The sequence below is a fragment of the Methylobacterium sp. 37f genome (genome assembly GCF_023093475.1).
Classification (GTDB): domain Bacteria; phylum Pseudomonadota; class Alphaproteobacteria; order Rhizobiales; family Beijerinckiaceae; genus Methylobacterium.
The window spans coordinates 144,515-170,490 of sequence record NZ_JAGHKN010000006.1 but is presented as its reverse complement, the minus strand read 5'-3'; the positions used below and the strand labels follow the sequence as shown (position 1 = coordinate 170,490).

Genomic DNA, 25,976 nt, shown 5'->3' with positions numbered 1-25,976 from the left:
GGGTCCTTGCTGTGTCGGATCAGACGGTGATGTGACGCGAGACGGCGTCGTGGTTCAGGGTTTCGCGGCTGCCATGCTCGACCACGCTTCCGCGCGCGAGCACCACGAAGGCATCGGCGAGGCGGATCGCGAAATCGAGGTACTGCTCCACCAGCACCACGGTGATCCGGCCCTTGAGACCCGCGATCACGCCCTCGATGGCCGAGACGATGGAGGGCTGGATGCCCTCGGTCGGCTCGTCGAGGAGCAGGACGCGCGGCCGCGTCGCCAGCGCGCGCGCGATGGCGAGCTGCTGCTGCTGGCCGCCGGAGAGGTTTCCACCCGGTCGATGCCAGAGGTCGCGCAGGGCGGGGAACAGGGCGATCGCCTCGTCGACGGCGTCGCCGCCCTCCAGCCCGTGCGCGCGCGCGGCGACGCGCAGATTCTCCGCCACGGTGAGGTCGGCGAAGATCTCGCGGCCCTGGGGCACGATGGCGAGGCCCGCGCGGGCGCGCCGGTCGGAGGGCAGGCGCGTGATGTCGGCGCCGTCGAGACGGATCGTCCCGCCACTCGCCGGGATCAGCCCGGTCAGGCAGCGCAGCAGCGTGGTCTTGCCGGCGCCGTTGCGGCCGAGCACGGCGAGGCAGGCTCCGGGCGCGACGGCGAGGTCGACGTTCCGCAGCACCTGGGCGCTGCCGTAATGCTGGTCGAGCCCCGAGACCGCGAGGCCGGCCGGGCGGGGGGGACAGGGCGTGCTCATCGGCCGAGGAACACCTCGATCACGCGGGCATCGGCCCGGGCGGCGGCCATGCCGCCCTCGAACAGGGTGCGGCCCTCGTGCAGCACCGTCACCCGGTCGGCGACCGCCTCGACGAAGGCCATGTCGTGCTCGATCACCAGGATGGCGCGATCGGACCGGCGCAGGGTGGCGATGAGTTCGGCGGTCCGGGCCGTCTCGGCATCCGACAGGCCCGCCACCGGCTCGTCGAGGAGGATCACGCGCGGCTCGGAGGCCAGCACCATGCCGATCTCCAGCCACTGCTTCTCCCCATGCGCCAGGGCACCGGCCAGCGCACCGGCCCGGGCCTCCAGGCCGGTCTCCGCGAGCGCCGCCGCGATGCGGTCCGCCTGCGCGCCCGGCGGGCATCCGGGACCGCAGCCGAGGCTCAGGTTCTCGCGCACCGTCAGGGCCGGGAAGACGCTCGGCTTCTGGAACTTGCGCCGCACGCCGGCCCGGGCGATCGCGGCCTCCCCGTGCTGGGTGAGATCGAGACCGTCGCCGAGGACGATGCGCCCGGATCGCGGCCGGGTGATCCCCGTGATGGCATCGAGCAGCGTGGTCTTGCCCGCGCCGTTGGGGCCGATCACCGCCCGGACCTCGCCGGCATCGACGGCGAGCGACAGGTCATCGAGGGCGCGAAAGGCCCCGAACACCACGGAGAGGCTGTCGACCACGAGGGCGCTCATCGAAGCCCGCCTCCGCGTCGAAGCCATGTGGGCTTGAGCGATGTGGGCCGAAGCCCTGTTTGCTTGAGCGATGCGGGCCGGAGCCGGAGCGCGGCGAGGTCGAGCAGCCCGTTGGGCAGGCCCAGCACCACCGCGAGGACGAGGCCCGAGAGGATGAAGGGCCAGGCCTCCGGCATCGCCGCGCTGAGCCAGAACTTCAGGGCGTTCACCGCCACGGCGCCGATCACCGCGCCGCCGAGCCGGCCCATGCCGCCGATGGCGACCCAGACCGCGATCTCGATGGACAGGTCGGGGCTCAGCACCCGCGGATTGATGATGCCGACCTGGGGCACGTAGAGGAGGCCGGCCAGCGCCGCGATGACGGCCGAGAGGCACCAGATGCCGAGCTTCAGGCGGGTGGTGCTGTAGCCGAGGGTGCGCAGCCGCGCCTCGTCGTCCCGGCAGGCGAGCATGCGGCGGCCGATCGGACTCGCCACGAGAACCTTGGCACCGACGAGCACGCCCGCCAGGGTCAGAAGGGCCGCCACCGCGAGGCCCGTGACCACGCCGGGGCTGCCCATCGGCCAGCCGAACAGGACGGAGAAACCCGTCATGCCGTTGTTGCCGCCGAGCCCGGTATCGTTGCGGAACATCAGCAGCATGGCGACGTAGACCAGCGCCTGGCTGATGATCGAGAAGTAGACGCCGTTCACCCGCGAGCGGAACGAGGCAAGGCCGAACACGAAGGCGACGGCCGCCGCCAGACCCAGCGCCAGGACCAGGGCGTAGGGCGCGCTGGTCAGGCCGGTCCAGTAGGCCGGCAGGCTCTTCCAGCCCATGAACTGCATCAGGTCCGGTGCCGTGCCGGTGACCGCGTAGGCATGGGCCAGCAGGTGCATGGCGCAGACGTATCCGCCGATGGCGAAGAACAGCCCGTGCCCGAGGCTGAGGATGCCGAGATAGCCCCAGACGAGGTCGAGGGAGACGGCCAGGATGGCGAAGGCCGCGAGCTGCCCGACCATGTTGACCAGGTAGGGGGCGGGCTGGAGCAGCACGAGGCCGAGGGCCGCCGCCAGCACGAGGACGACGAGGCTCGCCAGCAGCGGGTCGCGTCCCAGAGCGGGGCCGATCCGCCGGACGGCCGGGACACGCGGCGACAGGTCCACGGCGCCGCTCATCGCCGGCGCCTGAGGGCGAACAGGCCCTCGGGCCGGCGCTGCAGGAACAGGATGATGCCGGCGAGCACGATCACCTTGGCGGCGACCGCCCCGTAGAGCGGCTCGATCAGCACGTTGGCGCTGCCGATGCCGAGCGCCGCCACCAGGGTGCCCGCGACGGTGCCGACGCCGCCGAGCACCACCACCATGAAGCTGTCGACGATGAAGTTCGCGCCCATGCCGGGATTCACGCTGTAGATCGGGCAGAGGGCGACGCCCGCGAGGCCGGCCAGCCCCGAGCCGAAGCCGAAGGCGAGCCGGTCGACCCGCCGGGTGCGGATGCCGAGGCAGGCGGCCATGTCGCGGTTCTGCGTCACCGCGCGGATGTCGAGCCCGAGCGGCGTCCGCTTCAGGATCACGAGGGTCAGCGCCAGGGTGGCGACCGCGAAGGCGATGGCGAAGAGGCGGTTCCAGGTCACCACGAAGTCGGCATAGAGCGGCACGCCGCCGCTGACGTAGGACGGCATGGCGAATTGCAGGTTCTGCGATCCGACCGCGACCCGTACCCCGTTGATGAGGAACAGGCTCACGGCCCAGGTGGCGAGCAGGCTCATCAGCGGGCGCCGGTAGAGGTGGCGCAGGATCAGCGCCTCGATGGCGATGCCGACCGCCGCCGAGGCCAGGAACGCCACCGGGATCGCGGCCAGCAGGTACGCGTCGAGCCAAGCCGGGGCGAGACGCCGGAGGACCTCCTGCACGCCGTAGGTGGCGTAGGCGCCGATCATGATGAACTCGCCCTGGGCGAGGTTGATGACGCCCATCAGCCCGAAGATGATGGCGAGGCCGGCGGCCGCCATGAACAGGATGCTGGCGAAGCTCAGGCCGTTGTAGAGCACGGCGAGACCGTTGCCGATGGACACGGCCCGCTCGACCCGGGCGAGGGCGGCGTCGAGGGCGCTGCGGAAGGCGGGATCGCTGCCGTAGGCCGCGTCGGTCTTGAGGGCGGAGAGCCGCGAGAACGCCGCGCCCGAGGGCGCCTCCGAGACGGCCCGGATCGCCGCGAGGCGGCGCGCCGGGTCCGGCGACGACAGGGCGGCGGATTGCGCGACGGCCGCGAGGCTGGCCCTGAGGCCGGGATCGGTCTCGGCGGAGGCCGCGCGCAGGAGGAACGCTTCCGGCACGGCGCCGATGCGGCGCTCCAGGATGGACAGGCCGGCCCGGCGCGCCTCGACGCTCGGCCCGGTCAGCAGGGCCGCCGCCCCGGAGGCGGTCTCCACGAGGGCGCGCTGGCGCAGGCCGAGCACCGGGGAGCGCCCGCCCGCGGCCGGACGCGCCGTCCCGGTGGTGGCCTCGACGCCTTCGGCGGCGCCGGCACGGTCGAGCAGCAGGGCGGTCTCGCCGAGGCAGGCGAGGCGCCGGTCGAGGAGCGCGCGCAAGGCCGCGCCGGCCCAGGAGATCTCGGCGGCCTCCACCTCCGCGGCGCGGTGCAGGAACGCCTCGACGGCCTTCGTCTGCGCCGCGCCGTCCCCGCACAGGGCTGCGGCGAAGGGGCCGCGCTCGAGCGGCGCATCCGCCGCGAGGGCCGGCGGCATCACCAGGCTTGCGCCCCACGCCAGGAGGGCGACGAGACCGAGCCGTCTCACCCCCTCAACCATACGGGCTGAACGGCACGGGCTTGGGGGCGTCGGGCGATTGCCAGAGGATGTCGAAGCCCTGCTTTTCGTTGACCGAGCCGATGAAGACCCCGCGGGCGACGTAGTTGTTCTCGGCCCCCATGGTCAGGGTGTAGCCGGACGGATCGGCGAAGCTGAGGCCCGGGAAGGCCTTGCGCACCTCCGGCACGTCGAAGCTGCCGGCCTTGGCGGCGGCGAGCGCCCAGAGCTGGACGCTGTCATAGGCCGAGACCATCGGGTCGATGACGGTGTCGGCGCTGAAGGGCACGGACTTGGCCTTCACGTAGGCCGCCCATTCGGACAGGAACCGGGTGTTGGCCTCGGCCTTGGCGGCCTGGAGATAGGCCCAGCAATTGAGGTGGCCGACCAGCGGCGCGGTATCGAGGCCCTCGAGGTCGGCCTCCACCATGTCGAGGCCGAGGATCGGCACGTCGGTGGCGCGGATGCCCTGGTTGGCGAATTCGCGCAGGAAATCGGGAATCGACGAGCCGACCACGGTGAGCACCACGATGGGCTGCCCACCGGGTTGCGCGGCGAAGCTGCGGATCTGGTTCACCAGGGTCTGGAAGTTGGAGAAGCCCAGCGGCACGTATTCCTCGCGCCACGCGGTTTCGGGCACGCCCTTGGATGTCCAGTAGGCCTTGAGCTGCTTGTTGATGGTGCGCGGCCAGACGTAGTCCGAGCCGATCATGAAGAAGCGCTTGGCGCCGACCCCCTCGGCCCCCATCAGGTAATCGACCGCCGGCAGCACCGAGCTTGCCGGGGGCGAGTTCACGTAGACGATGTTCTTCGAGTTCTCGTCGCCCTCGAAGTGCAGCGGGTAGAACAGCAGCCCGTCGTTCTGCTCCACCACCGGCAGGACGGATTTGCGCGAGACGGAGGTCCAGCAGCCGAACAGGGCCGCGACCTTTTCCTGCTGCAGCATCTGCCGGCCGATCTGCGCGTAGAGGGGCCAGTCGGAGGCCGGGTCCGAGGTCACGACCTCGATGCGCCGGCCGTTGACGCCGCCCTTGGCGTTGAGACCCTCGGCCGCCATCCGCACCACGTGATTCAGGCGGCCCTCGATGTTGGCCATGGTGCCCGAGGACGAGAACAGGCAACCGAGCTTGACCGTGTCGGCGGCCCAGGCCGGCCGGATGAGGGCCGGGGCGGCCAGGGCCGCCGCCGTTCCCAGAAGGCTGCGTCTCGTGAATTCGACCATCGCTCTCGCCTCGTTCCGTGACGCCGCGATTGTCCGAGCTGAGGGCGTGAGGAGGAAGGCCAAATAGGCTGCACGGCGCCCGTGCCTTGCGTAAAACCCAGGCGTTCCGCTCAAGGTGAGTGCGCCCGGGTGCGACAAACGTCAAAAGTTGCACAATCGGCCGGACGGCACACCTTTGCGCGTCGAGCGACCGACGGTTCGTTTCTTGCTGGAGGCCGTCCCGGATACCGACTCGATTGGCTCCTGCGCATGCGTCGATCCCGACATACCGATCAAGAGATCGCCTTCCTGTTGCGGGAGGCGGAGAACGGAACGGCCATCCCGGCGATCTGCGCCGCCGCGCATGTCTCGGTCGGGACCTTCTACCGCTGGCGCCGACGTTTCGGGGGTCTGCCGCCGGCCGGCGTCCTGCACCTCGGAGAGGTCGAGCGCGAGAATGCACGGCTGCGCAGCGAGGTGACGGCTCTGCGGCGTGCGCTGCTCGCCTCGGTTCCGGGAGAGCGCGCCGGGAGAACGCAGCCGCCGTCGACCGGGCTGGCTGCATCGGCCGGGCTGCCCGCATCGGTCATGACACCGCCCCGCTTCAGAGGCAGTCACGCCTCGGTCGGGCGCTATGCCGGTCTCAGGACCGCGCACTGACGATGAACGGACGAGGCGCCGCGATGGGCAGGCCTCAGCGGCCCCCATCGATCCACACGTCGATTCTCATGCCGGTGATGCGGACCGGATAGGTCCGAAGCTCCCGGACGTGCCATCCGGGCGAGACGGCACCGCCCGGGAGGGTGACCCACGCCGGGTGCCGGGGCCGAACAGGCGTCCGGCCACGCATCGGCCGAGAACCTGATCCGCCTGATGACGAAGATCACGGCCGCGCCGGCGCAGCGCCGGGCGCCGGACGGGTTGCTGGCGTAGTTTCCTCCCGTGGGCTCCGTGTCGGTGGCGGCCACCTCAGAATCGAAGCGGCAGCGAAGACCCGGCGGAACCCGGACCGATGGCGTCGCCGTGGCTCAGGCGTTCGGTTTGTTAAGTCCAGCCGCGTAAGTCCGGGAGCCCGAAAATTCGGGCGTACAAGATCAACGTCATCGGGGGCATCGCTATCATGAAGAGATTTGCATCGAGGATCTGCACATCGGCTGTGTTCGGCCTCGCGCTGTGCGCGAGTCTGCCTGCTCTGGCAGGCGGCGCCGGCAATTACAGCGTCAAGGGCAGCAACGGAGAGCCGGACACCGAATATTCCGGTACGCTGATCATCGTCCAGACCAGCAAAGACACCTTCAAGCTGAGCTGGAACATTGCCGGCGACAAGTACACCGGCTACGCCGTGGGGGACGCCCGGATCATGGCGGCGAGCTTCACCAGCGACGGCACCAGTGGAACGGCACTTCTCGTCGAGGACGACGCGGGTGGCTACAAGAGCATCTGGGCCTTCAACGGCGAGAAGCGCATGGGCTACGAAATGATCAAGCCCAAACCGTAGCCCAATCGCGCCGTAGCCCAATCGCGCCGTAGCCCGATCGAGCCGTAACCTGATCAAGCTTTGGCCTTCTCACGCCCGCCCGGTTCCGGCCGCGGCGGGTTCGGTCGGTCGACGCCTTGGCCTCAGCGATCCTCGATCAGGTCTTCGACCGACTGGATCTTCGTCTCCAGTTCGACGATCCGCTGGAGGACGGCCTGACAGGGGGGCCGTTCGTCGGCCTCGGCGTCCAGCAGCAGAACGTCCTGCTCCGCCCTCAGGCGAGCGACGACCACTTCCAGCTCTGACGTGACACGATCCGACATGATCGGAGAAATCCTGCCCGCTCCGGACTGTTCCGACACGCGGGCGCCGCAGCGTTGATGAATCCTTTCCGCAACACCGACCGCAGACGTCACCACGAAACCCAGACTTGACCACGAAACGCAGACTTCGGCGCTCGCTGCCCTATCTTCCCTGGGAGCAGGAATGAGGAGCGCCCATGCCGACACCGCCGAGCCACGTCGTCGACCGCATCGAGACCAAGGCGGCCAAGCTTGCCGAGCGCGACCGCGTCGCCGAGGCGGCTTGGTCCGAACTGCGGGAATCGCTCCAGGCGCGCGACGAGAAGACGGAGCGGCTCAAGGCTCAGCGGCTGGCCAAGCAGCTCGAACGGCAGGCCTGATCCCGACGATGGCGGACGATGTCCAGACGCCCCAGGGGCGAGAGCGCGAGGTTCGAGAGCTCGAAGTTCAGAAGCTTGAACTTCTGACCGGCCTGTACGAGGTCGCCATCGGCCGGCTGTTCGAAACGGTCCCGGGCGGCGACGAGGCCAAGCGCCGGTTCGCCGCGGATGTCCGCCAGCTCCTGGAGGTCACGCGGGAACGCCAGCCCGATGGCCCGGCCGTCCAGACTTACGAAGCCCTGCTGCGCCGTCTCGGTGCCGCCCCGCCGGATGCGGCCGGCGGCCTCGGCGTGGTGCCGACCCCCGAGCAGGGCCTGCCGCCATCCGGGTCCGGCGCGTAGGCGAACCGGCGGGCGCATCCGTTCGGTGGTTTCACGCCGACGCCATCCCTCGAAGCGGCCCTCCTTCAGGCGGCCCGCGTCAGTGGTGCGATGGCACAGCGGGATTCACCCTGGGCCTTGCCCTGGGCCTTGGCCTCGTAGAGGGCCTTGTCCGCCACGGAGAGCAGTCGCGGCAGGTCGGTGCCGTGTTCGGGCGCCAGGGCGATGCCGATGCTGACGCCGATCCGTGCCGTCCGGCCGCCCTCCAGCGCATAGGGCTCCGAGATCCGGGCCGCGATCGCCTCGCTGAAACCGATCAGCGCCGAGGGGGCGAGGCCGTCGGCCAGGACGACGAACTCGTCGCCGCCGAGCCGGGCGGCGACGTCGCCCGGCCCCGTGCCCGCCCGCAGGCGATCGGCGACGGATTGCAGCAGAGCGTCGCCGACCCCATGCCCGTGGGTATCGTTGACGGTCTTGAAGCCGTCGAGGTCGAGGTAGAGCAGCGCCTTCGGGGCATCGCCGCGCGCCTCGATCGCCTCCGCCAGTCCGGCCCGGTTGGGCAGGCCGGTCAGGATGTCATGATGGGCCCGGAAGGCGTTCTCGCGCTCGGCCCGCATGGTCGCCACCAGCAGCTTGTTCAGGCGAAAGCCCGCCGCGCTCATGCTGGCGAGGTAGAACGGGATCTGCAGGAAGGTGATGAGCAGGATCGGCTCGCCGGTGAACGGCGCGGCGAGGCAGCAGCAGCCCAGCGTCAGCACGATCATCGCGCCGGCGAGGCGCGGCGCCCCGAAATTGCGGAACGAGATGCCGCCCACCATGGCGGCCGCCGAGAGGCAGGCCAGGGTCGCCACCACCCAGTCGCCGCTGATCAGGCTGATCAGGGTGCCGTAGCCGACGCTGGCCGCCCAGGCGAGCCCGAGCACCAGGTAGAGATCCGTTGGTGTCCGGCGCCGCGCGGTCGCGGCACGCTGGGCGATCACCAGCACGACGAGGCGCGTGAGGCAGATGGTGTATTCGAGGGCGCACCAGATCAGGAATTCCGGCCGGGGCAGCCGGAGCGCCACCAGGGTCGAGACCGCGATCGTGTTGAGAACGCCGCCGGCGAAGATCGGAAACGTGCCGAACAGGCTGCGGATCAGGGCCGCGCGGATCTCGAGGGGAACGTCGGGACCCGCATCCGTCAGCCAGCGCGTGAGGCGCCAGGACGGGAGGCTGAACGACCGGGCATCGGTGTGCATCGAAGGACCTGGCATTCGCGAACGGCGATCGGCGTCGGAGAGGGTTCCGCAGTGCCCCCCGCCGCCGGTCCCCGCAGGCTTGATCGCCCGGTTCGGTTAAGATTCACGCCACACTCTCCTTCACCGGCGCGCCCACCGCGGCGACCCGGATCGACCCTCCAGCCGCGCCGCGCTCCATCAGCAGATCCGCCGGCAAGGTGGCCGGGAACGCGTCGTCGGAGGAGAGGCGCTCAGGTCGTGTACGGCGCGTGCCAGAGGCCCGTCATCGTCACGGTCGCGGTGTAGGCGAGATGGCCGGATTCATCGCGCACGGAGGCCTGGAACGTCTGCTGATCGTTCTTCGGCAAGGCGTCTTTCACGATCTCCGCCAAAGCCTTCAGGATCTCGTCGCGGCCCGCAGCCGCATCCGGAAGGTCGAAGGCGTCGCCTTCGACCACACGCAAGTGATTACAATCAAAGTCGAAATAGAATCGCGGCATCAAACATCGGCTCTGGAATAGGGATAAACTTCAACAATCATACGATAAGATCCACCATCTGTCGCGGATATTACGGGTCGTTTGAATTATGTCTGCTGCAACACATAGGACTATCGGTCGAGCTTCGCCTGCTCCTTCAGCGGCCCGGGCTTCCTGTCCTCCGGCAGAATGCGCTGCAGGTGCGCGTGGACGATCCCGGCGCTGAAGGGCTTCTCGATGAAGCAGGCCGTCTCCGGCAGGTCGCCCGGGCCGGGTGTCTCGTGGCCGGAGGCGACCACGATGCTGATATGCGGGTAGTCCGCAGCGGTGACGCGGGCCAGGGCGAAGCCGTCATGCGCGCCCTGAAGGCCGACGGCGGTGAACAGCAGGGTCACGGCGGCGCCGTGCTGGCGCAGGATCACCACGGCCGCGTCGCCGGTGGCCATGTCCAGCACCCGGAAGCCCGCATCCTCCAGGATGTCCACGGCGTCCATCCGCACGAGGGCGTTGCTCTCGACCACCAGGGCGAACGACGGAGGGGACGAGGATCGGGAGCTTGCCATCTGGGCGATACGCCCGAGGCCGCGAAAAGCTCCGCGCGGCCGCTCGATCGCGCGTCATTTCGACCCCAAAAATCTTGACTGCACGAAATCTTGATCGCTTAAGGTTTCATGCGCCTTAAATCTTGAATTGCTCTGAAACGCGATCGTCCGCGACCCTGATCGCTCGAGGTCTCAATCGCGCGTGATTTCGGGCAAGGGGGCTTCGGCCGTGAAGACGACGCCGCGCGGCCGGTAGTCGATCTCGGCGGTGCCGCCGATCTCCTGGGCCAGAGCCCGCTCGATCATGCGCGAGCCGAAGCCCGTCCGGGTCGGCCGCGACACCCGCGGGCCGCCCACCTCCTGCCACTGGAACCAGAGCCGCGCCGGGCTCGATCCGTCCACCACGTCCCAACTCACGATGACCCGACCCGCATCCCGCGAGAGCGAGCCGTACTTCACCGAATTCGTCGCGAGTTCGTGGATCGCCAGCGCGAAGGCGAGGCCGACCCGCGGCGCCAAGCGCAGGATCGGCCCGCCGACCTTGAAGCGGTGGTCCTGCTCGACCCCGAAGGGATGCAGCGCCGCGATCACCACCTCGGTCAGCGTCGCCCAGTCGCCGCTGCCCCGGGTCAGCATCTCGGTCGCGGCCGACAGGGACCGGAGCCGGGATTCCATGGCGACCTGGGCCTCCTCCAGGGAGGCGGCGCCCCGGAGGGTCTGGCGCGCGATGGACTGCACCGTCGCCAGGGTGTTCTGGATGCGGTGATTCAGCTCCTTGGCCAGGAGGTCGCGGTGCTCCTCCGCGCGCTTGCGGTCGGTGATGTCGAGGCTGATCCCGGCGATGCTCAGGGGCGTGTTGTCGGCCCGGTAGGAGGCCTGGCCGCGGATCTGGAGCCAGCGGATCTCGCCCCGGGGCGTCACCACCCGAAGCTCGATGTCGTAGTCGGAATGCCCGTCGATGGCGGCGGCGGTGGCGGCCAGCTTCCGTTCCCGGTCATCCGCATGGATCGTGGCCAGCATCTCGTCGTAGGTCAGGGATTCGTCCGGCCGACGGCCGAAATTCTCCTTGAAGCCGTCAGAGGCCAGCAGCCGCATGACGCCGAGATCGAGCGACCACGCGCCGAGGCGCCCGGCCTTGAGGGTGAAGCGCAGGCGCTCCTCGCTGTGGATCAGTTCGAGGGAGCGGCGCTCGGATTCCGCCTCCAGGGCATCGCGATCCTTCTGGAGCAGGACGAGGCGCTCCTTCTCCAGGGTCACGTCGTATTGCGAGGCGAAGAAGTAGGTCAGCGTGCCGTCCGGGTCGAACACCGGCGAGACCAGGAGGCGGTTCCAGAACGCGGTGCCGTCCTTGCGGTGGTTCTTGAGGTCGATCTCGATGGTCACGCGCCGCTCGATCGCCTCCCGCACCCGGGCCACGTCGGCGAGGTTCGTCTCCGGCCCCTGCAGGAAGCGGCAGTTGCGGCCGACGATCTCGTCGCGGGCGTAGCCGGTCAGCGTCACGAAGGCGTCGTTCACGTAGATGATCGGATTGTCCGCCTGCTGCGGATCGGTGATCACCATCGGCATCCGGGTGGCCCGGACGGCGGCCGCGAACGGATCGGAGCCCGGCACCGTGCTGGTCATTTCGGCGTCGATGCGCGCGCCGTCGTCGTGGTCGCTCATGCGCCGATGGGTCTCCTGATGAGATCGGTTCTAAGGACTGTTTCTCATCAGGAAAGGGGTACAGTTGTCACATTGCCGGGGGTCGCGTGTCTCCATTCCGACCATCACGTCCGACCATCACGTCCGACCATCACGACACCGGTACGGGCATGCGTCCTCGAAGCGATGAACCCGTGAGGCCTGCGTTGCTGTCCCGGCATTGCGGCCGGCCCTCGATGACGTGCGCGCCTCCGGTGCCGTCCGGATCGGGACGAACGGGCTCTTCCCGAGCCGTCGCACGGCCTTCATCCCCTGGTCGACACCCTTTCGACCGATGACGGCTTCGATCCGTGCCTTCAGGCACTTGCCTATTCTGAATGCACTAAGACTTTGGAATAGGCAATATCGGCCGCCCGTCTCCCTTGATGTGACGCCAAACTGCATCGAGGTTCATCATAATGATCAACAAAGCCGCATCGATCTCCGTCGCCCTCTCAATCCTCATGGCCCTGCCCGCCTTTGCGGGAGAGCCCGCACGGCGTAAGAGCCGCCCGTTCCGGCCCGCCATCACGGAGCCGCCACACGCCGTCCGCAGCGAGGCCGACCGCCGGCGCGACCCCCTGGGCATCATTCAGCGGCAGGGCGTCAGCAGCCTGTATGGCGGCATGGGCAACATGGGCGGCGGCTCGGGGCGCAGCGCCAATACGGGGATCGGCCTCGGGGCGCACGGCAACAGCCAGGGGCCGCGATTCTGAAGGGCGGGCCTGCCGCCGATTCGCGCCCTGGGCTCGCTCCGCTCCGGGCGCCGGCCCAGCGGGCCCTTGGCGCGCCTCCGGGATTCAGACGCCCGGGATCCCGTCAAGGTTCCGGTCCCGGAGGACGCGCCGAGACGACGACCCAGGAAGAACCAAGGATCACCCGCCGAGGCATTCAGCCCCTCCTGCGACCGTCGCCGGATGCCGATGACCGAACGCTCAACGACGGGCGGAGCGATGTCTGCTCACGCTCGACCGGGTCCCATCCAATGGGCCGCCGACATGCAGGTCAAGCACTGGATGGGCGTGCTCTCCGACTGGAAGCAGCAGCTCGGCCCTGACTGGGACAAGGTCTATGCGGCCAGCAACACCATCTACGTCGCGCGCCAGAACAACGTGCTCTTCAGCACCCTGGCGCAGTTCTTCAAGCCCGAGGACATCAACGCGCGGCTGATGCTGATCGAGACGATGGGCTTCACCACGACGCCGGGCGAGATGCTGGAATCCCTGACGCGGATCATCTCCGACCGGACCGTCGGTGAGACCTTCTTCGGCAACGCCTTTCTGATGGATTACGAGCTGATGGGAGGCGACGCCCGCGACACCATCGTGGCCGAGACCAAGGCGCGCGGCCTGCCGACGAACCTGCCGCCGCGCGTCCCCTTCGGCTCACACCAATGGCCGACCCTGATCACCCCGGGCAACCGGCCGGCCTCCCTGGCCGACCTGCCGTAAGCCGCGGCACCCCGCCGGGATTCCACCGTCCGGGGCCGGTCCGTCACACAGACGGGCCGGCCTCGCCAGGGGCGTTCCCAGCGCGCGCGTGCCAGCGCATGGCGCTTCCGCGAGACCGTCCTCGCGCAGGCCGCCCTTCTGCTCGCGCAAGGGGTCACGGCGACCGAATGACGGCGGCCTGGACCCGGCGCTACGCCGCGCGGCCGAGCGGGTCCGGCGCGGGGTTCGACGAAGTGTTCGACGCGGGATTCGACGCAGAATTCGATGACGTGCGGGCCGGGCGGCCGATCAGGTAGCCCTGGACCGCGTCGCAGCCGAGCGTCCGCAGGAGCGCGAGCTGCTCGGCGGTCTCGACGCCCTCCGCCAGGGTCGGGATGCCCATGTCCCGGCCCATCTGGGTCACCGCCCGGATGACCGCCAGGGATTGCCGGTCGGTCAGGGCCGCGGCGACGAAGCTCCGGTCGATCTTGATCCGGTCGAGGGGCAGGTCCCGCAGATGGACGAGGGACGAGTAGCCGGTTCCGAAATCGTCCATCGCGATCTTGATGCCGAGGCGGCGCAGGGCCGCCAGGGTGTGGGCGATCTGCGGTCCATCCTCCACGAGGGCGGTTTCCGTCAGTTCCAGCTCCAGGCGGTTCGCCGGCAGGCCGCTCCGGGCCAGGGCCTCGGTGACGTGCGACAGCAACTGGGGCGAGCGCAGCTGGACCGCCGAGACGTTGACGGCGAGGTGCTGCTCCGGAGGCCAGCCGACGGCGTCGCGGCAGGCCTGCTCCAGCACCCACCGGCCGATCGGCACGATCAGGCCGTTCTCCTCCGTGAGCGGGATGAAATCGGCCGGCGAGACCAGCCCGCGATGGGGATGGTTCCAGCGGATCAGCGCCTCGAACGAGACGATCCGGTCGCTCGCGAGGGACAGGATCGGTTGGTAGACCAGATGGAACTGCTGGCGGACGAGGGCGCCGCGCAAGTCGGCCTCGAGGCGTCCGCGCTCGGCCAGGGCCTCGATCATGCCGGGTGCGTAGCAGACCGCCTGGCCGCGGCCGCGGCGCTTGGCTTCGTAGAGGGCGATATCGGCCCGCTGCAGGAGGTCGTCCGGGCCGGCCGGGGCGTCCGGGCCGGCGAGGCCTTTCGGGTCGCCCGCCCGCACGCACAGCCCGATGCTGCACCCGATCACGACCGTGGCTCCGTCGAGGCTGTAGGGCCGTTCGATCGCCCGCACGATCCGGTCCGCCAACGTCTTGGCGGTTGCCAAGGTGTTGGCCGTTGCCAGTGTGTTGGCGGTCGTCACGGCCTGGGTGGTCGTCAGGTCTTGGGTGGTCGTCAGGTCCCGGCTCGTTGTCGGGTCCTTGGTCATTGTCAGGTCCTGGCTCGTTGTCAGGTCCTGGCTCGCATCCGCATCCCGGCCCGGAATCAGGATCGCGAGTTCGTCGCCGCCATGGCGGGCGATGAAACCGTCGCCGGCGCAGTCGCGCAGCCGGGCCGCGACCGCCACCAGGAGCTGGTCGCCGACCGTATGGCCGAAGGTGTCGTTGACCGCCTTGAAGCGATCGAGGTCGATCAGCAGCAGGGCGACGCGTTCGCCGTCGCGATGGGCTGCGCGCATCCGCTCGTTGAGCGCCCGCCGGTTGCCCAGCCCGGTCAGGGGATCGCGGTAGGCCAGATGCGAGATCTCCTCCTGGGCGCGCCGGTCCCGGGTCACGTCGTCGTAGGTCAGGACGGCGCCGCCGGCGACGGGCTGGCAGGCGATCGACAGGATGCGGCCGTCGTCGAAGCGATGCTCGATCAGGGTCTCCTCCGCCCGCTCCATCCAGAGCCGGTGGTTCTCCAGAACCCGGGCGACGCGCGCGGCATCCCAGCCGTTGGCCCGGCCGGTGGCGGCCAGAAAGTCATCGACCCGCATGCCCACCCGCATGGTGTCCGGTGCGAGGTTGAGCATGGTGCAGAGGCGCTGGTTGTAGAGCTCGACGATGCCGCCGGACGAGATCTTGAGGATGCCGTTCGACATGTTCTGGAGCGCGGTCGCCAGCACGGTCAGGTGGGCCGTCTCCTGGGCCTCGAATCGCCGGGTCGCGGCCAGCACCACGACGGCGCCCAGGATGAGGATCGCCGCACCCGCCGCGGTCAGCAGGCTGAGGGCGACCTGGATGTCCGAGAGATGTCCGTCGGGGCGCTGCCCGGTCACGACGGTGCCGGCCAGCGAGATGAAATGCGTGCCGCACACCGCCAGCACGATCAGGCCGCAGGCCAGGAGGCCGGAATTGCGCCAGCCGGACCCATCCGAGGCCGGCACTTGCGAAGCCGGCACTTGCGAAGCCGGCACTTGCGAAGCAGGCACTTGCGAAGCTGGCACCTGCGAGGCAGGCACTGGCGAAGCAGGCACTGGCGCGTCCGGCGAACGCCGGTCCGGCAGAAGGCGCGCGACCGCCATCAGCGTCGCCCCCACGAGGCCGGCCAGGGCGTTGGCCCAGACCGACTGGCTCTGGGTGCAGCCCTCCAGGGCCGCCATGCCGGTGACGTGCATCGCACCGATGCCCAGACCCGACGCGGCGCCGAGGACACACCGGCCGACCCGGCCCGCCGGCAGGGCGGAGAGCCCGAAGGGCAGCCCGACCGCCAGCACGGCGATCAGGACGGAGACCAGCGTGGTGGCCGGATCGTAGCCCAGGATGATGTCGGTCCGGTATCCGAGCATCGCCATGAAATGCGTGGTCCAGACGCCGAGGCCGGCCGCCACGGCCGTGCCGGCGAGCCAGACGGGGCGTCCCGCCGGAGCCGCCTCGACCCTGCGCAGCAGGTGGACCATCAGCCAGGCGCTGAGGGCACAGATGGTCGCGGCAGCCAGGACGAAGCTGAACGCCTGGGCCTCGATCAGCGTGACGAAGGTAAGCATCATGCGCCCCTCTTAGCGGGCCAGATCTTTTCTCTTCCTCAAGCGCTTGCGTAAACGAGGACTTACGATTTTTTAGATCGGAATACTTCCGCAACACAGATCAATATCCTTTGTTGCGGCGCGGCTGTCGCTCACTATTTTGTGATTCACGTCCGATCGAAGCGCCGGCCGGCGCCGGTTCGCCGCACCCCCGGCCGCGTGGCGATCCGTCGGCGAAAAACGTCTAGGATGGGTGCGGGCGGGACGAGGATGACGGGATGGCCTTCAAGGCGAAATCGGCGGCGGAGACGAAGGCGGCGGACCTGGCCTCCGCGCTGATCCGGATCGCGGACCGGGAGGGCGCGCCCCTCACCATCGGGGTCGACCCCCTGCGTCAGGCCAATCCGCGCCTGACGCCACTCGCGATCGGCCAGACCTTCCGCAAGCACCGCGACAGCCTCGACGCGGCCCTGGCCGAGCGCGGCTACGTCCTCGTCGACTATGCCGATCTCGGACCCGGACGCGGCATGGCCTTCACCATCGCGGCCGACGCGTAGGGCGGGCACCGCGACCTGCGGACCGCCACGGAACGAACCGCTCCCAGGCGGCGTCATCCTGTCGATTCGTGACAGATCGAGGAGACACCGATGGATGATGCCCGCGTCTGGTCGTTCGAGGAGAGCCTGTGGGTCGGCGACGCCGACCACTACCGCGAACTCGTCGACGAGGAATGCCTGATGGTGCTGCCGCAGCCCCCCTTCGTGCTCGGCGGCGCCCAGGCGATCGAGGCGGTGGCCGACACCCCGCGCTGGTCCCGCGTCGAACTGTCCGAGGGGCGGATCTCCCGACCCCAGGAGGGCCTCATCGTCATCGCCTACCACGCCAAGGCCTCCCGCGACGACGAGACCTACGAGGCCAACTGCACCTCGACCTATCGCCGGCTCTCGCCCGAGGTGTGGCGGGTGGTCCAGCATCAGCAGACCCCGCCCCTGATCGCCCCGGCGGCGGAGGCCTGAGCGGCCACCCCTCATCCGGGGCGCGACAGCGCACCGGGTTGCCGCCCGGCCGGGGAACGCCATCTGGCCCCGTCCGGACACGCGATGATCGGCAGGATGACAACCTTCTTCACGGCCGACACCCATTTCGGCGATGCCCCCCTGGTCGCGCGGCGCCGCTCCGCCTTCGGCTCGGTCGAGGGCCACGACGAGGCCCTGATCGCCCGCTGGAACGCGGTGGTGGCGCCCGGCGATACGGTCTGGCACCTCGGCGACTTCGCCGCCGGGGCCAGCCGCCCGCATTGCGCCGCGGTGTTCGCCCGCCTCAACGGCATCAAGCGCCTGGTGCGGGGCAACCACGACACCAACCGGGTCCTCGAACTGCCCTGGGCCGAGCCGCCGGTGGAGAGCGCCCGCCTCACCGTCGCGGACGCCCTCGGGCGGCCCTGGCGGCTCTTCCTGTCGCATTATCCGCACCGGTCCTGGCCCGGCTTCTGGCGCGAGACCCGCCATCTCTACGGCCACACCCATGCCTGCCTGCCGGATACCAGCCGGTCCTGCGATGTCGGCGCCGATGCCTGCGACTACCGCCCGCTCGACCTGGCGACGCTGCTGGCGCGCCAGGAGGCCGCTCCGCTCGCCCCCGAGGAGATGGCGGCGCGCGGCCTGCGCTGAATCGATGTCACGGCGCCGGCGGCGAGATGTCATGGCGCTGGCCGCCGGGTTTCATGGCGCCGGCGGTCCGATGTCCTCCGGCGCGACCCGGGCGCGGATCGCATCGAGCAGGGCGCCCTCGAACATCAGGGCGGAGCCGTAATGGTACTCGATGTCGAAGACCCGGCGCGAGTTCATCGACAGCGAGGCGCTGTGGAGCGCCACCAGCCGGCCGTGGGTGTCGAACAGGCCCGAGCCCGAGCCGCCATAGCCGTTGTTGCAATCGTGCCGGACGCGGCGGATGGCGTCCTCGCTCGGCGGATCGATCTGCCGGATGGCGCAGGGTTCGAGGCTGGTCTGGCCGGGATAATTGGCGTGCCCCCCGGGCGACACCATCACCACCGGCACCGTCCCGGTCCCGGTCGGCAGGTCGGGCGCGGCCGGGATCGGCTGCGGACGGACGCCCTCGGCCGCCTCCGCCAGCTCGACCAGGGCCCAGTCGTCGGTGATGTGGAGCGAGAGGGCGCCCGGCACCGTGCCGAAATGCAGCGTGGCGGGACGGAAGGCGTAGTTGCGTCCGCCGATCTGGAAGAAGCAGTCGGCGATGTCCCGCGTCGGCTCCAGGTGCCGGCTGCGGAAGTTATGGGCGTTCATCACCACCAGGCGCCGGCTCCCGATCAGCCAGGCCGCCGCGGCCTTGCGGGGAATGCCCTCGGCCCGGCAGTAGAGCACGCCGGCGCCGGGATAGCGCGCGTAATCGGCGCCCGCCAGTTCGCGCCGCCCGTCCTCCGGATAGAGGGCCGCGACCCGGTCCGCCGGGTCCGGCCCGGCGGCGGCGAGCAGTCCGGGAGCGCCCCACGCGATCAGCCCTGACCCGATCGCCAGCCGGCTGCACGCCCGCAGGCCGCGCCCGATGATCCATCGGAGCCGCAAGCCCTGGCTGGGCCGGATGTCGTGCATGTGCCGCGAGCCCCGCATCCGCGCCGCGCCTGTCCGCCTGTCCGCCTGTCCGCCTGTCCGCCTGGGGCTCGGCCTATTCGGTGGCCTTCTGGTGCACCGCGACGCAGATCTTCACCGCCTGCTCCAGCTTGATGTCGCGGGGATTGCCGATGTTGGCCGTCTCCTCGAGGCAGCGGACGAAGTAGTTCCGGTCGAGTTCGGGCGAGACGGTCGCGAACGCCTTCGCCATCCGGGTGGCGAAGGCGATCTTGTCCGGGGTCGGCGTGCGCGGCCAGCGGGCGACCGGATCGTCCAGGGTCAAGGACGCCGCCTCCGCCGTCGCGCACAACCCGCAAGACAGCAATAAGATAAATCTAAGATGTCGAACCATGGAGGATGCCGAACCGTGCGATGATCTGTCGTCGAGCGATGTACACCTTCGGTCGTCTCAGGTCGCCGTGTCAATTCAGACTTTTCCGCTCAACGACAGGGGCGGATCTGCACTTGCGCTCTTCCGAATCCAAGCCCCCGGGATTGCCGATTGATCCCGATAAAAAAGTGCCAACATCCCGCAGACAGGGACCAAGACAAATGCTTTTATGAATAGCCAGCCGATCAGTAATAAAAACTTTATAAGAACGATCCTGCCTCAGGATAGTCTTATGAATATGAGGACACCCTGAATTCAATACAGGGGCCTTCTCTGATCCGGCGAAATCAAACGCTGCCCCGAACCGAACGGTCAACGGGAGCGGCATTCAGGGTAGGAGACGGTCGAATGAACAGGTTTCTGGCTTCGGTCTCGGTGCTGGCGATCGGCGCCCTCGCGCCGATCGGCCTGCCGAGCATGGCCTCGGCGAACGACAAGCTCGTCGACATGGCGAAGGACGACGCCAACTGGGTGATGCCCGGCAAGAACTACGATTCGGACAATTACAGCCCGCTCAAGCAGATCAACACCAGCAACGTGAAGGATCTGAAGGTCTCCTGGAGCTTCTCGACCGGCCTGCTCAACGGGCACGAGGGCGCCCCGGTGGTCGTGGGCGGCAAGATGTACGTCCACACCTCCTTCCCCAACAACACCTTCGCGCTCGGCCTCGACGATCCGGGCAAGATCCTGTGGCAGGACAAGCCCAAGCAGAACCCGGCCGCCCGCGCGGTCGCCTGCTGCGATCTGGTGAATCGCGGCCTCGCCTACTGGCCCGGCGACGGCAAGACCCCGGCCCTGATCCTCAAGACACTGCTCGACGGCAACGTCATGGCGCTCAACGCCGAGACCGGCGAGACGGTGTGGAAGGTCGAGAACTCCGACATCAAGGTCGGCTCGACGCTGACGATCGCGCCCTACGTGGTCAAGGACAAGGTCATCATCGGCTCGTCCGGCGCCGAGCTCGGCGTGCGCGGCTATCTCACCGCCTACGACGTGAAGACCGGTGCCCAGGTCTGGCGCGCCTACGCCACCGGCCCGGACAAGGACCTGATGCTGGCCGACGACTTCAACATCAAGAACGCCCATTACGGTCAGAAGGGCCTCGGCACCGCGACCTGGGAGGGCGATGCTTGGAAGATCGGCGGCGGCACCAACTGGGGCTGGTACGCCTATGACCCGGGCACCAACCTGATCTACTTCGGCACCGGCAACCCGGCGCCGTGGAACGAGACCATGCGTCCCGGCGACAACAAGTGGACCATGACGATCTTCGGTCGCGACGCCGATACCGGCGAAGCCAAGTTCGGCTACCAGAAGACCCCGCACGACGAGTGGGACTATGCCGGCGTCAACGTGATGATGCTGTCGAACCAGAAGGACAAGGACGGCAAGGATCGCAAGCTCCTGACCCATCCGGACCGCAACGGCATCGTCTACACCCTCGACCGGACGGACGGCTCGCTGGTCTCGGCCAACAAGATCGACGACACCGTCAACGTGTTCAAGTCGGTGGATCTGAAGACCGGCCAGCCGGTGCGCGATCCCGAATACGGCACCCGGATGGACCATCTCGGCAAGGACATCTGTCCTTCGGCGATGGGCTACCACAACCAGGGCCACGATTCCTATGATCCCGAGCGGAAGCTCTTCTTCATGGGCATCAACCACATCTGCATGGATTGGGAGCCCTTCATGCTGCCCTATCGTGCCGGTCAGTTCTTCGTCGGCGCGACCCTGAACATGTATCCCGGCCCGAAGGGCGATCGCCAGAACTACGAAGGTCTGGGCCAGATCAAGGGCTACAACGCCATCACGGGCGAGTTCAAATGGGAGAAGATGGAGCGCTTCGCGGTCTGGGGCGGCACGACGGCGACCGCCGGCGGGCTGGTGTTCTACGGAACCCTCGACGGCTACATCAAGGCGCGCAACTCGGACAACGGAGACCTTCTCTGGAAGTTCAAGATGCCGTCCGGCGCCATCGGCTACCCGATCACCTACACCCACAAGGGTGACCAGTACGTCGCCATCTACTACGGCGTCGGCGGCTGGCCGGGTGTCGGCCTCGTGTTCGACCTTCAGGACCCGACCGCCGGCCTCGGCGCGGTGGGCGCGTTCAAGAAGCTCGCCAACTACACCCAGATGGGCGGCGGCGTGATGGTGTTCTCGCTCAACGGCAAGGGCCCCTACGACGATCCGAACGTCGGCGAGTACCAGACGGCGGCTGCCAAGTAGGCAGCACGACACGGCAGCGCCCGCATCGTGAGCGTGTCCCCCTCCCCCTTGTGGGGAGGGGTCAGGGGTGGGGGTGGCTCCGCTGGCCTTCGTCCGTCGAGGATCACCCGACCACCCCCACCACTCACGCCTCCCCGCGAGGGTCGGGTGACCGCATCTGCGATCTGCTTGTCTGTGATCTGCTTGCCTGCGATCTGCTTGCCTGCGATCTGCTTGCCGAACGACTGATTTCAGCACCCCGTCATCCCGGGGCCGCGCAGCGGAGCCCGGGATCCAGAAACGCAGGGGGTGCCATTTCTTACGCTGTCGGCGGCTCTGGATTCCGGGCTCGCCGACGGCAACCCGGAATGACGGTGTGCCTCATCTGTGATTGCTCTGCCGCAACGGGCCGCGGAGCCGCGCCCCGGTCCCAGAAGACTCCGACCAACAAGAACAACGGAAACGCTCCCATGTCCTTCGCCACAGGATGCTCCTTCGCCACAGGATGCCTGTCCGCTGCGGTTCTTCTCGCCCTCGGCGGGGCCGCGGTCGCGCAAGGCGACACCAAAGCCGGGCCGGACGACAGGATCCTGCGGGTCTGCGCCGCGAACCAGCCGCCGCTCTCGCTGAAGGACGGCAGCGGGCTGGAGAACCGCATCGCCTCCGCCGTCGCCGAGGCCATGGGCCGGAAGGCGGAGTTCGTCTGGTCGGACAAGGCCGCGATCTATCTGGTGCGCGACAGCCTCGACAAGAAGCTCTGCGACGTGGTCGTGGGCCTCGACAGCGACGACCAGCGCGTGCTGACGACGAAGCCCTATTACCGCAGCGGCTACGTCTTCGTGACCCGCGCCGACCGCGACCTCGACGTGAAGTCCTGGGCCGACCCGCGGCTCAAGACCGTCGACCACATGGTGGTCGGCTTCGGCACGCCCGGCGAGGTCATGCTGAAGGATATCGGCCGCTACGAGGAGGACATGGCGTACCTCTACTCGCTGGTGAACTTCCGCGCCGCCCGCAACACCTACACGCAGATCGATCCGGCCCGGATGATCAGCGAGGTCGCCACCGGCAAGGCCGACGTGGCGGTCGCCTTCGGCCCGGACGTCGCCCGCTACGTGAAGGACTCCCCCCAGCCCCTGCGCATGAGCCTGGTGCCCGACGACACCACCCGCAGCGACGGCCGCAAGATGCCGCAAAGCTTCGATCAGTCCATGGGCGTGCGCCGGGACGACACCGCCCTGAAGGCGGCCCTCGATGCGGCGATCGTCAAGGCCAAGCCGCAGATCGAGGCGATCCTGAAGCAGGACGGCGTGCCCCTCGTGCCCGCCACCAACTGAGGCCGGCCCGGCGCGGACCGCCGGCCCCCCTTCACCCTCCTCTCGCCTCCGCCCTCCCCTCGCCTTCGCCCTTTCCTCCGCCACTCCCTTGTCCGGCGCTCGCCTCCGAGCCCGGCCGTTTCGCCCCTCGGCGTCATCAGGTCATCGTCATGCGTGATTCCAAAGGCTTCCTGGCCATCTGCCTCAGCGTCGCCGCCGTCCTGGGCGGCGTCGCGGCCCTGGCCCAGCCGGCCGCCGGTCCCCAGACCGGCTTCGTCTTCCGCAACACCGTCACGGGCGAGCAGCTCAACGTCGCCGAAGGCAAGGAGGGCGGCCGCGACACCCCGGCGGTGAAGCAGTTCTTCCAGTCCGGCAAGAACGCCTACATCGACGACAAGTCCTGCCTGCGCAACGGCGAGTCCCTGTTCGCGACCTCGTGCTCCGGCTGTCACGGCCATCTGGCCGAGGGCAAGCTCGGACCCGGCCTCAACGACAATTACTGGACCTATCCGTCGAACACCGAGGATACCGGCCTGTTCGCCACGATCTTCGGAGGCGCCAACGGCATGATGGGGCCGCACAACGAGAACCTGACCCCCGACGAGATGCTCCAGGTCATCGCCTGGATCCGGCATCTCTATACCGGCCCGGTCCAGGATGCCGTCTGGCTCAACGACGCGCAGAAGAAGAACTACACGCCCTACAAGCAGGGCGAGACCTTCCCCAAGGACGTGAAGGGCCAGTGCCCGCCGCTGGAAGAGTAACGTCCGAGGAAGTCACGGCGCCATCCGTGAGGCACCACCGCGCACAGCCGCAACACTGATCGAAACAACACCGATCAACAGAGGAGACGACCATGCGGACTTTCATCACAGCCCTGGCGATCGGCGCGGGCGCGCTGCTCGCGGTTCCGGCGATGGCCTATGACGGCACCAAGTGCAAGGCGGCCGGCAATTGCTGGGAGCCGAAGCCCGGATTCCCCGAGAAGATCGCCGGCACCAAGTACGACCCGAAGCACGACCCGAAGGAACTCAACAAGCAGTCCGAGTCGATCAAGGCGATGGAAGAGCGCAACAAGAAGCGCATCGAGGCCGCCAAGAAGACCGGCAAGTTCGAGTACGACGTCACCAAGCTGTCGTCGAACTGACCATGCCGTCCTGATCCTTTGCGACCCGGCGGGGCGGCCGTCCGGACGCCCCGTCCCGGGTCGCACCGGTTGCCGTCGCCGGGTCGTCGTTCCCCCGGGACGCTGTTGCCCCGGGTCTTCCTTCCCTCGGGTCTTTGTTCCCTCGGGTCCTGCTTCCCCCCGGGTCTTCGTTTCCCCCCGGGTCTTCGTTTCCCCCCGGGGCCTTCGTTTCCCCCCGGGGTCTTCGTTTCCCCCAAGGCTGAGCATGATGAATCAGGTCCGCTCCGGCGATGCGATGCTCACCGACTGGCGCGGGGCGGCCGGCCGCTTCGAGGCCGCATTGGGCGGCGCCGTGCTCGGGCAGACGCGGGCGATCCGGCTCCTCACCATCGCGCTGTTCGCCCGCGGCCACGTCCTGCTGGAGGGCGATGTCGGCGTCGGCAAGACGACCCTGCTGCGGGCCGTGGCGCGGGCGCTGGGCGGTGCCTACGAGCGCGTCGAGGGCACCGTCGACATGATGCCCTCCGACCTCGTCTATCACACCTACCTCGCCGAGGACGGGCGCCCCCGCGTCGAACCCGGCCCGGTGCTGCGGCAATCCGAGGACCTGTCGATCTTCTTCTTCAACGAGATCAACCGGGCCCGGCCGCAGGTCCATGCCCTGCTCCTGCGCCTGATGGCCGAGCGCACGCTGACCGCCTTCAACCGCGAGTACCGGTTCCCCAACCTGCAGGTCTTCGCCGACCGCAACCGCGTCGAGCGCGAGGAGACCTTCGAGCTGCCGGCGGCCGCCCGCGACCGCTTCCTGATGGAGATCGGCCTGGAGGCGCCGCAGGACGCCGAGAGCCGGCGCGCCCTGGTCTTCGATCCCCGCTTCCACGACACCGACGCCCTCATCGCCGGCCTCGACGCCGGCGTCCTCGATCACGCCGCCCTGCCGGGCATCGCCGCCGCGATCCAGCACGGGGTCCAGGCGAGCCCGGCGATCGAGGCCTACGTGATCGGGCTCTGGGACGCGCTGGTGCGGCCGGCGCAGGCCGGCATCCGCCTGCCCGGCCTCGACATGGAGGCCCTGGTCCAGGGCGGGGCCTCGCCGCGCGGCGTCGCCTTCCTGGTCCGCGCCGCCCGCGTCCGCGCCTGGCTGGAGGGGCGCGACTGGATGGTGCCGGAGGACATCCGGGCGATCTTCCCGGAGGTCATGGCCCACCGGGTCTTCCTGGAACCGATCTACGAGATGCGCCGCGCCGCGATCGTGCCCGAGCTGTGCCGGGCCGTGTTCGAGACCGTGCCGGCGCCATGAGGGAATCGCGCCAGCCCGACATCGTCTACCGCCCGCGCGGGCGCCCGTCCGGCACCCGCCCCGGCGCCCATCGCGGCCGCGAATCCGGCGGCCTCGGCACCTTCCGCGATCAGGTGCCGTTCCTGCGCCTGCCCGATGCACGGCGCATCGACGTGCGGGCCACCCTGCGCGACCCCTTCGAGGGCACGGTGGTGCGCCGGTTCGAGGCCCGGACCCCGATCGAGGTCTGGGCGCTCGTCGACCTGTCCGCCTCGATGCGCTTCTCCGGCGCCGCCGACCGCCGGGTCCTGGCCTCCGACTTCTGCCGCGGCCTCGCGGCCTCGGCCACCCGGATCGGCGATCCCTTCGGGCTGATCGGCTGCGACGGCGCCGTGCGAGAGGACGTGTTCCTGCCCGCCAGCCGCGCCCGCAGCCAGGTCGCGGCGGTGAGCCGCCGCCTCGCGGACGCCGCCTGCACCGGCGACCGCGCCGACGGCTTCCTGGCCGCGGCCCGCCGCCTGACCGGCCGCCCCAAGATGGTGTTCCTGGTCTCCGACTTCCGCTGGCCGGAGCCGCTGATCGCCGAGGTCTTCGCCGCCCTCGGCCTGCACGACCTCGTCCCGGTGGTGCTCGGCGATGCCGCCGAGGCCGAGGGCCTGCCGGATTGGGGCCTGCTCGAACTCGACGATCTCGAGGGCGCCGGGCGCCGGGTGGTGTTCATGCGCCCCGCGCTGCGCCGGCGCTGGATCGCCCGCGAAGCCGCGCGCGCCGAGACCCTGCGGCGCATTGCGACCGCCCATGGCCGGCCGCCCTTCCGCCTCGCCGGCCGCTTCGATCCCGACGCGGTCAGCCGCCATCTCCTCGGCACCTGAGG

28 protein-coding genes are annotated in these 25,976 nt (G+C 69.2%); 15 read left to right on the top strand and 13 right to left on the bottom strand.

Annotated elements, in window-relative coordinates:
- Nucleotides 1-19: 19 nt before the first annotated feature.
- Genes urtE through J7U37_RS06535 form a run of 5 tightly spaced genes read right to left on the bottom strand, consistent with a single transcriptional unit; the run spans nt 20 to nt 5,456 of the window.
- Nucleotides 20-739 carry an urea ABC transporter ATP-binding subunit UrtE gene (gene urtE / locus J7U37_RS06555; protein WP_247635188.1) on the bottom strand — a complete coding sequence of 240 codons (720 nt, stop codon included), beginning with the start codon at nt 737-739 and terminating at the stop codon, nt 20-22.
- Nucleotides 736-1,446 carry an ATP-binding cassette domain-containing protein gene (locus J7U37_RS06550; RefSeq protein ID WP_247635187.1) on the bottom strand — a complete coding sequence of 237 codons (711 nt, stop codon included), beginning with the start codon at nt 1,444-1,446 and terminating at the stop codon, nt 736-738. Before J7U37_RS06550 ends, urtE begins: the two co-directional genes overlap by 4 nt.
- A complete protein-coding gene (urtC, locus tag J7U37_RS06545; protein WP_247635186.1) occupies nt 1,443-2,603 on the bottom strand; it encodes an urea ABC transporter permease subunit UrtC in 1,161 nt (386 codons plus the stop codon). The genes J7U37_RS06550 and urtC overlap by 4 nt, the downstream gene beginning before the upstream one ends.
- A complete protein-coding gene (urtB, locus tag J7U37_RS06540; RefSeq protein ID WP_247635185.1) occupies nt 2,600-4,225 on the bottom strand; it encodes an urea ABC transporter permease subunit UrtB in 1,626 nt (541 codons plus the stop codon). Before urtB ends, urtC begins: the two co-directional genes overlap by 4 nt.
- A gap of 4 nt (nt 4,226-4,229) precedes the next feature.
- A complete protein-coding gene (locus J7U37_RS06535; protein WP_056485251.1) occupies nt 4,230-5,456 on the bottom strand; it encodes a transporter substrate-binding protein in 1,227 nt (408 codons plus the stop codon).
- Nucleotides 5,457-5,705: 249 nt separating this feature from the next.
- On the opposite strand from J7U37_RS06535, the gene J7U37_RS06530 reads away from it, so the two are divergent.
- Nucleotides 5,706-6,095: a transposase gene (locus J7U37_RS06530; RefSeq protein ID WP_247635184.1), complete on the top strand. Its 390-nt coding sequence runs from the start codon at nt 5,706-5,708 to the stop codon at nt 6,093-6,095.
- Nucleotides 6,096-6,591: 496 nt separating this feature from the next.
- Complete coding sequence (locus tag J7U37_RS06525) at nt 6,592-6,933, top strand: hypothetical protein (protein ID WP_056185717.1); 342 nt, start codon at nt 6,592-6,594, stop codon at nt 6,931-6,933.
- Between the two features lie 122 nt (nt 6,934-7,055).
- Here the strand turns inward: J7U37_RS06525 and J7U37_RS06520 are convergent, their stop codons facing one another.
- Entirely contained in the window at nt 7,056-7,328 is a 273-nt protein-coding gene (locus tag J7U37_RS06520; protein WP_247635183.1) for a hypothetical protein, read from the bottom strand.
- A gap of 83 nt (nt 7,329-7,411) precedes the next feature.
- Between J7U37_RS06520 and J7U37_RS06515 the strand changes: the two genes are divergently transcribed.
- Both J7U37_RS06515 and J7U37_RS06510 read left to right on the top strand, forming a co-directional pair.
- Complete coding sequence (locus tag J7U37_RS06515; protein ID WP_056185710.1) at nt 7,412-7,594, top strand: hypothetical protein; 183 nt, start codon at nt 7,412-7,414, stop codon at nt 7,592-7,594.
- An 8-nt stretch (nt 7,595-7,602) separates the two neighbouring features.
- Nucleotides 7,603-7,935 carry a hypothetical protein gene (locus J7U37_RS06510; RefSeq protein WP_247635182.1) on the top strand — a complete coding sequence of 111 codons (333 nt, stop codon included), beginning with the start codon at nt 7,603-7,605 and terminating at the stop codon, nt 7,933-7,935.
- Between the two features lie 65 nt (nt 7,936-8,000).
- On the opposite strand, the gene J7U37_RS06505 is transcribed toward J7U37_RS06510, so the two are convergent.
- The 4 genes from J7U37_RS06505 to J7U37_RS06490 all read right to left on the bottom strand — a co-directional run bounded on the left by J7U37_RS06505 (nt 8,001) and on the right by J7U37_RS06490 (nt 11,814).
- Nucleotides 8,001-9,152 (bottom strand): GGDEF domain-containing protein, encoded by a 1,152-nt coding sequence (locus tag J7U37_RS06505; RefSeq protein ID WP_247635181.1) that lies wholly within the window; start codon nt 9,150-9,152, stop codon nt 8,001-8,003.
- Between the two features lie 230 nt (nt 9,153-9,382).
- Nucleotides 9,383-9,634 carry a hypothetical protein gene (locus tag J7U37_RS06500; protein WP_247635180.1) on the bottom strand — a complete coding sequence of 84 codons (252 nt, stop codon included), beginning with the start codon at nt 9,632-9,634 and terminating at the stop codon, nt 9,383-9,385.
- 107 nt (nt 9,635-9,741) lie between these two features.
- Entirely contained in the window at nt 9,742-10,173 is a 432-nt protein-coding gene (locus tag J7U37_RS06495) for a response regulator (RefSeq protein WP_247635179.1), read from the bottom strand.
- Nucleotides 10,174-10,344: 171 nt separating this feature from the next.
- Nucleotides 10,345-11,814: a PAS domain S-box protein gene (locus J7U37_RS06490; protein ID WP_247635178.1), complete on the bottom strand. Its 1,470-nt coding sequence runs from the start codon at nt 11,812-11,814 to the stop codon at nt 10,345-10,347.
- A 437-nt stretch (nt 11,815-12,251) separates the two neighbouring features.
- On the opposite strand from J7U37_RS06490, the gene J7U37_RS06485 reads away from it, so the two are divergent.
- Both J7U37_RS06485 and J7U37_RS06480 read left to right on the top strand, forming a co-directional pair.
- Nucleotides 12,252-12,548 (top strand): hypothetical protein, encoded by a 297-nt coding sequence (locus J7U37_RS06485; protein WP_056485264.1) that lies wholly within the window; start codon nt 12,252-12,254, stop codon nt 12,546-12,548.
- A gap of 237 nt (nt 12,549-12,785) precedes the next feature.
- Nucleotides 12,786-13,283: a hypothetical protein gene (locus J7U37_RS06480; RefSeq protein WP_247635177.1), complete on the top strand. Its 498-nt coding sequence runs from the start codon at nt 12,786-12,788 to the stop codon at nt 13,281-13,283.
- Nucleotides 13,284-13,473: 190 nt separating this feature from the next.
- Here the strand turns inward: J7U37_RS06480 and J7U37_RS06475 are convergent, their stop codons facing one another.
- Nucleotides 13,474-16,176: an EAL domain-containing protein gene (locus tag J7U37_RS06475; RefSeq protein WP_247635176.1), complete on the bottom strand. Its 2,703-nt coding sequence runs from the start codon at nt 16,174-16,176 to the stop codon at nt 13,474-13,476.
- 254 nt (nt 16,177-16,430) lie between these two features.
- Here J7U37_RS06475 and J7U37_RS06470 point away from each other — a divergent pair, with 254 nt between their 5' ends.
- The 3 genes from J7U37_RS06470 (at nt 16,431) to J7U37_RS06460 (ending at nt 17,822) form a co-directional block, all read left to right on the top strand.
- On the top strand, nt 16,431-16,709 hold the full coding sequence (locus tag J7U37_RS06470) for a hypothetical protein (protein ID WP_056185686.1): 279 nt from the start codon (nt 16,431-16,433) through the stop codon (nt 16,707-16,709).
- Nucleotides 16,710-16,799: 90 nt separating this feature from the next.
- Nucleotides 16,800-17,168, top strand: a complete 369-nt coding sequence (locus tag J7U37_RS06465; RefSeq protein ID WP_056485270.1) for a DUF4440 domain-containing protein — start codon at nt 16,800-16,802, stop codon at nt 17,166-17,168.
- A 96-nt stretch (nt 17,169-17,264) separates the two neighbouring features.
- A complete protein-coding gene (locus J7U37_RS06460; protein WP_247635175.1) occupies nt 17,265-17,822 on the top strand; it encodes a metallophosphoesterase in 558 nt (185 codons plus the stop codon).
- Nucleotides 17,823-17,873: 51 nt separating this feature from the next.
- Here J7U37_RS06460 and J7U37_RS06455 read toward each other — a convergent pair whose 3' ends face one another.
- Both J7U37_RS06455 and J7U37_RS06450 read right to left on the bottom strand, forming a co-directional pair.
- Nucleotides 17,874-18,779 carry a trypsin-like peptidase domain-containing protein gene (locus tag J7U37_RS06455; RefSeq protein ID WP_247635174.1) on the bottom strand — a complete coding sequence of 302 codons (906 nt, stop codon included), beginning with the start codon at nt 18,777-18,779 and terminating at the stop codon, nt 17,874-17,876.
- A 55-nt stretch (nt 18,780-18,834) separates the two neighbouring features.
- Entirely contained in the window at nt 18,835-19,062 is a 228-nt protein-coding gene (locus J7U37_RS06450; protein WP_156376203.1) for a hypothetical protein, read from the bottom strand.
- Nucleotides 19,063-19,518: 456 nt separating this feature from the next.
- Here J7U37_RS06450 and J7U37_RS06445 point away from each other — a divergent pair, with 456 nt between their 5' ends.
- The 6 genes from J7U37_RS06445 (at nt 19,519) to J7U37_RS06420 (ending at nt 25,974) form a co-directional block, all read left to right on the top strand.
- A complete protein-coding gene (locus tag J7U37_RS06445) occupies nt 19,519-21,402 on the top strand; it encodes a methanol/ethanol family PQQ-dependent dehydrogenase (RefSeq protein WP_247635173.1) in 1,884 nt (627 codons plus the stop codon).
- Between the two features lie 449 nt (nt 21,403-21,851).
- Nucleotides 21,852-22,718 (top strand): methanol oxidation system protein MoxJ, encoded by an 867-nt coding sequence (gene moxJ / locus J7U37_RS06440; protein ID WP_056185674.1) that lies wholly within the window; start codon nt 21,852-21,854, stop codon nt 22,716-22,718.
- A 149-nt stretch (nt 22,719-22,867) separates the two neighbouring features.
- Nucleotides 22,868-23,461, top strand: a complete 594-nt coding sequence (moxG, locus tag J7U37_RS06435) for a cytochrome c(L), periplasmic (protein ID WP_056185670.1) — start codon at nt 22,868-22,870, stop codon at nt 23,459-23,461.
- A 92-nt stretch (nt 23,462-23,553) separates the two neighbouring features.
- Nucleotides 23,554-23,844, top strand: coding sequence for a methanol dehydrogenase [cytochrome c] subunit (locus J7U37_RS06430; protein WP_056185667.1), 291 nt, complete (start codon nt 23,554-23,556; stop codon nt 23,842-23,844).
- 247 nt (nt 23,845-24,091) lie between these two features.
- Nucleotides 24,092-25,123 carry a MoxR family ATPase gene (locus J7U37_RS06425; protein ID WP_247635199.1) on the top strand — a complete coding sequence of 344 codons (1,032 nt, stop codon included), beginning with the start codon at nt 24,092-24,094 and terminating at the stop codon, nt 25,121-25,123.
- Nucleotides 25,120-25,974 carry an MxaS protein gene (locus tag J7U37_RS06420; RefSeq protein ID WP_247635172.1) on the top strand — a complete coding sequence of 285 codons (855 nt, stop codon included), beginning with the start codon at nt 25,120-25,122 and terminating at the stop codon, nt 25,972-25,974. The genes J7U37_RS06425 and J7U37_RS06420 overlap by 4 nt, the downstream gene beginning before the upstream one ends.
- The last annotated feature ends 2 nt before the right edge of the window (nt 25,975-25,976 follow it).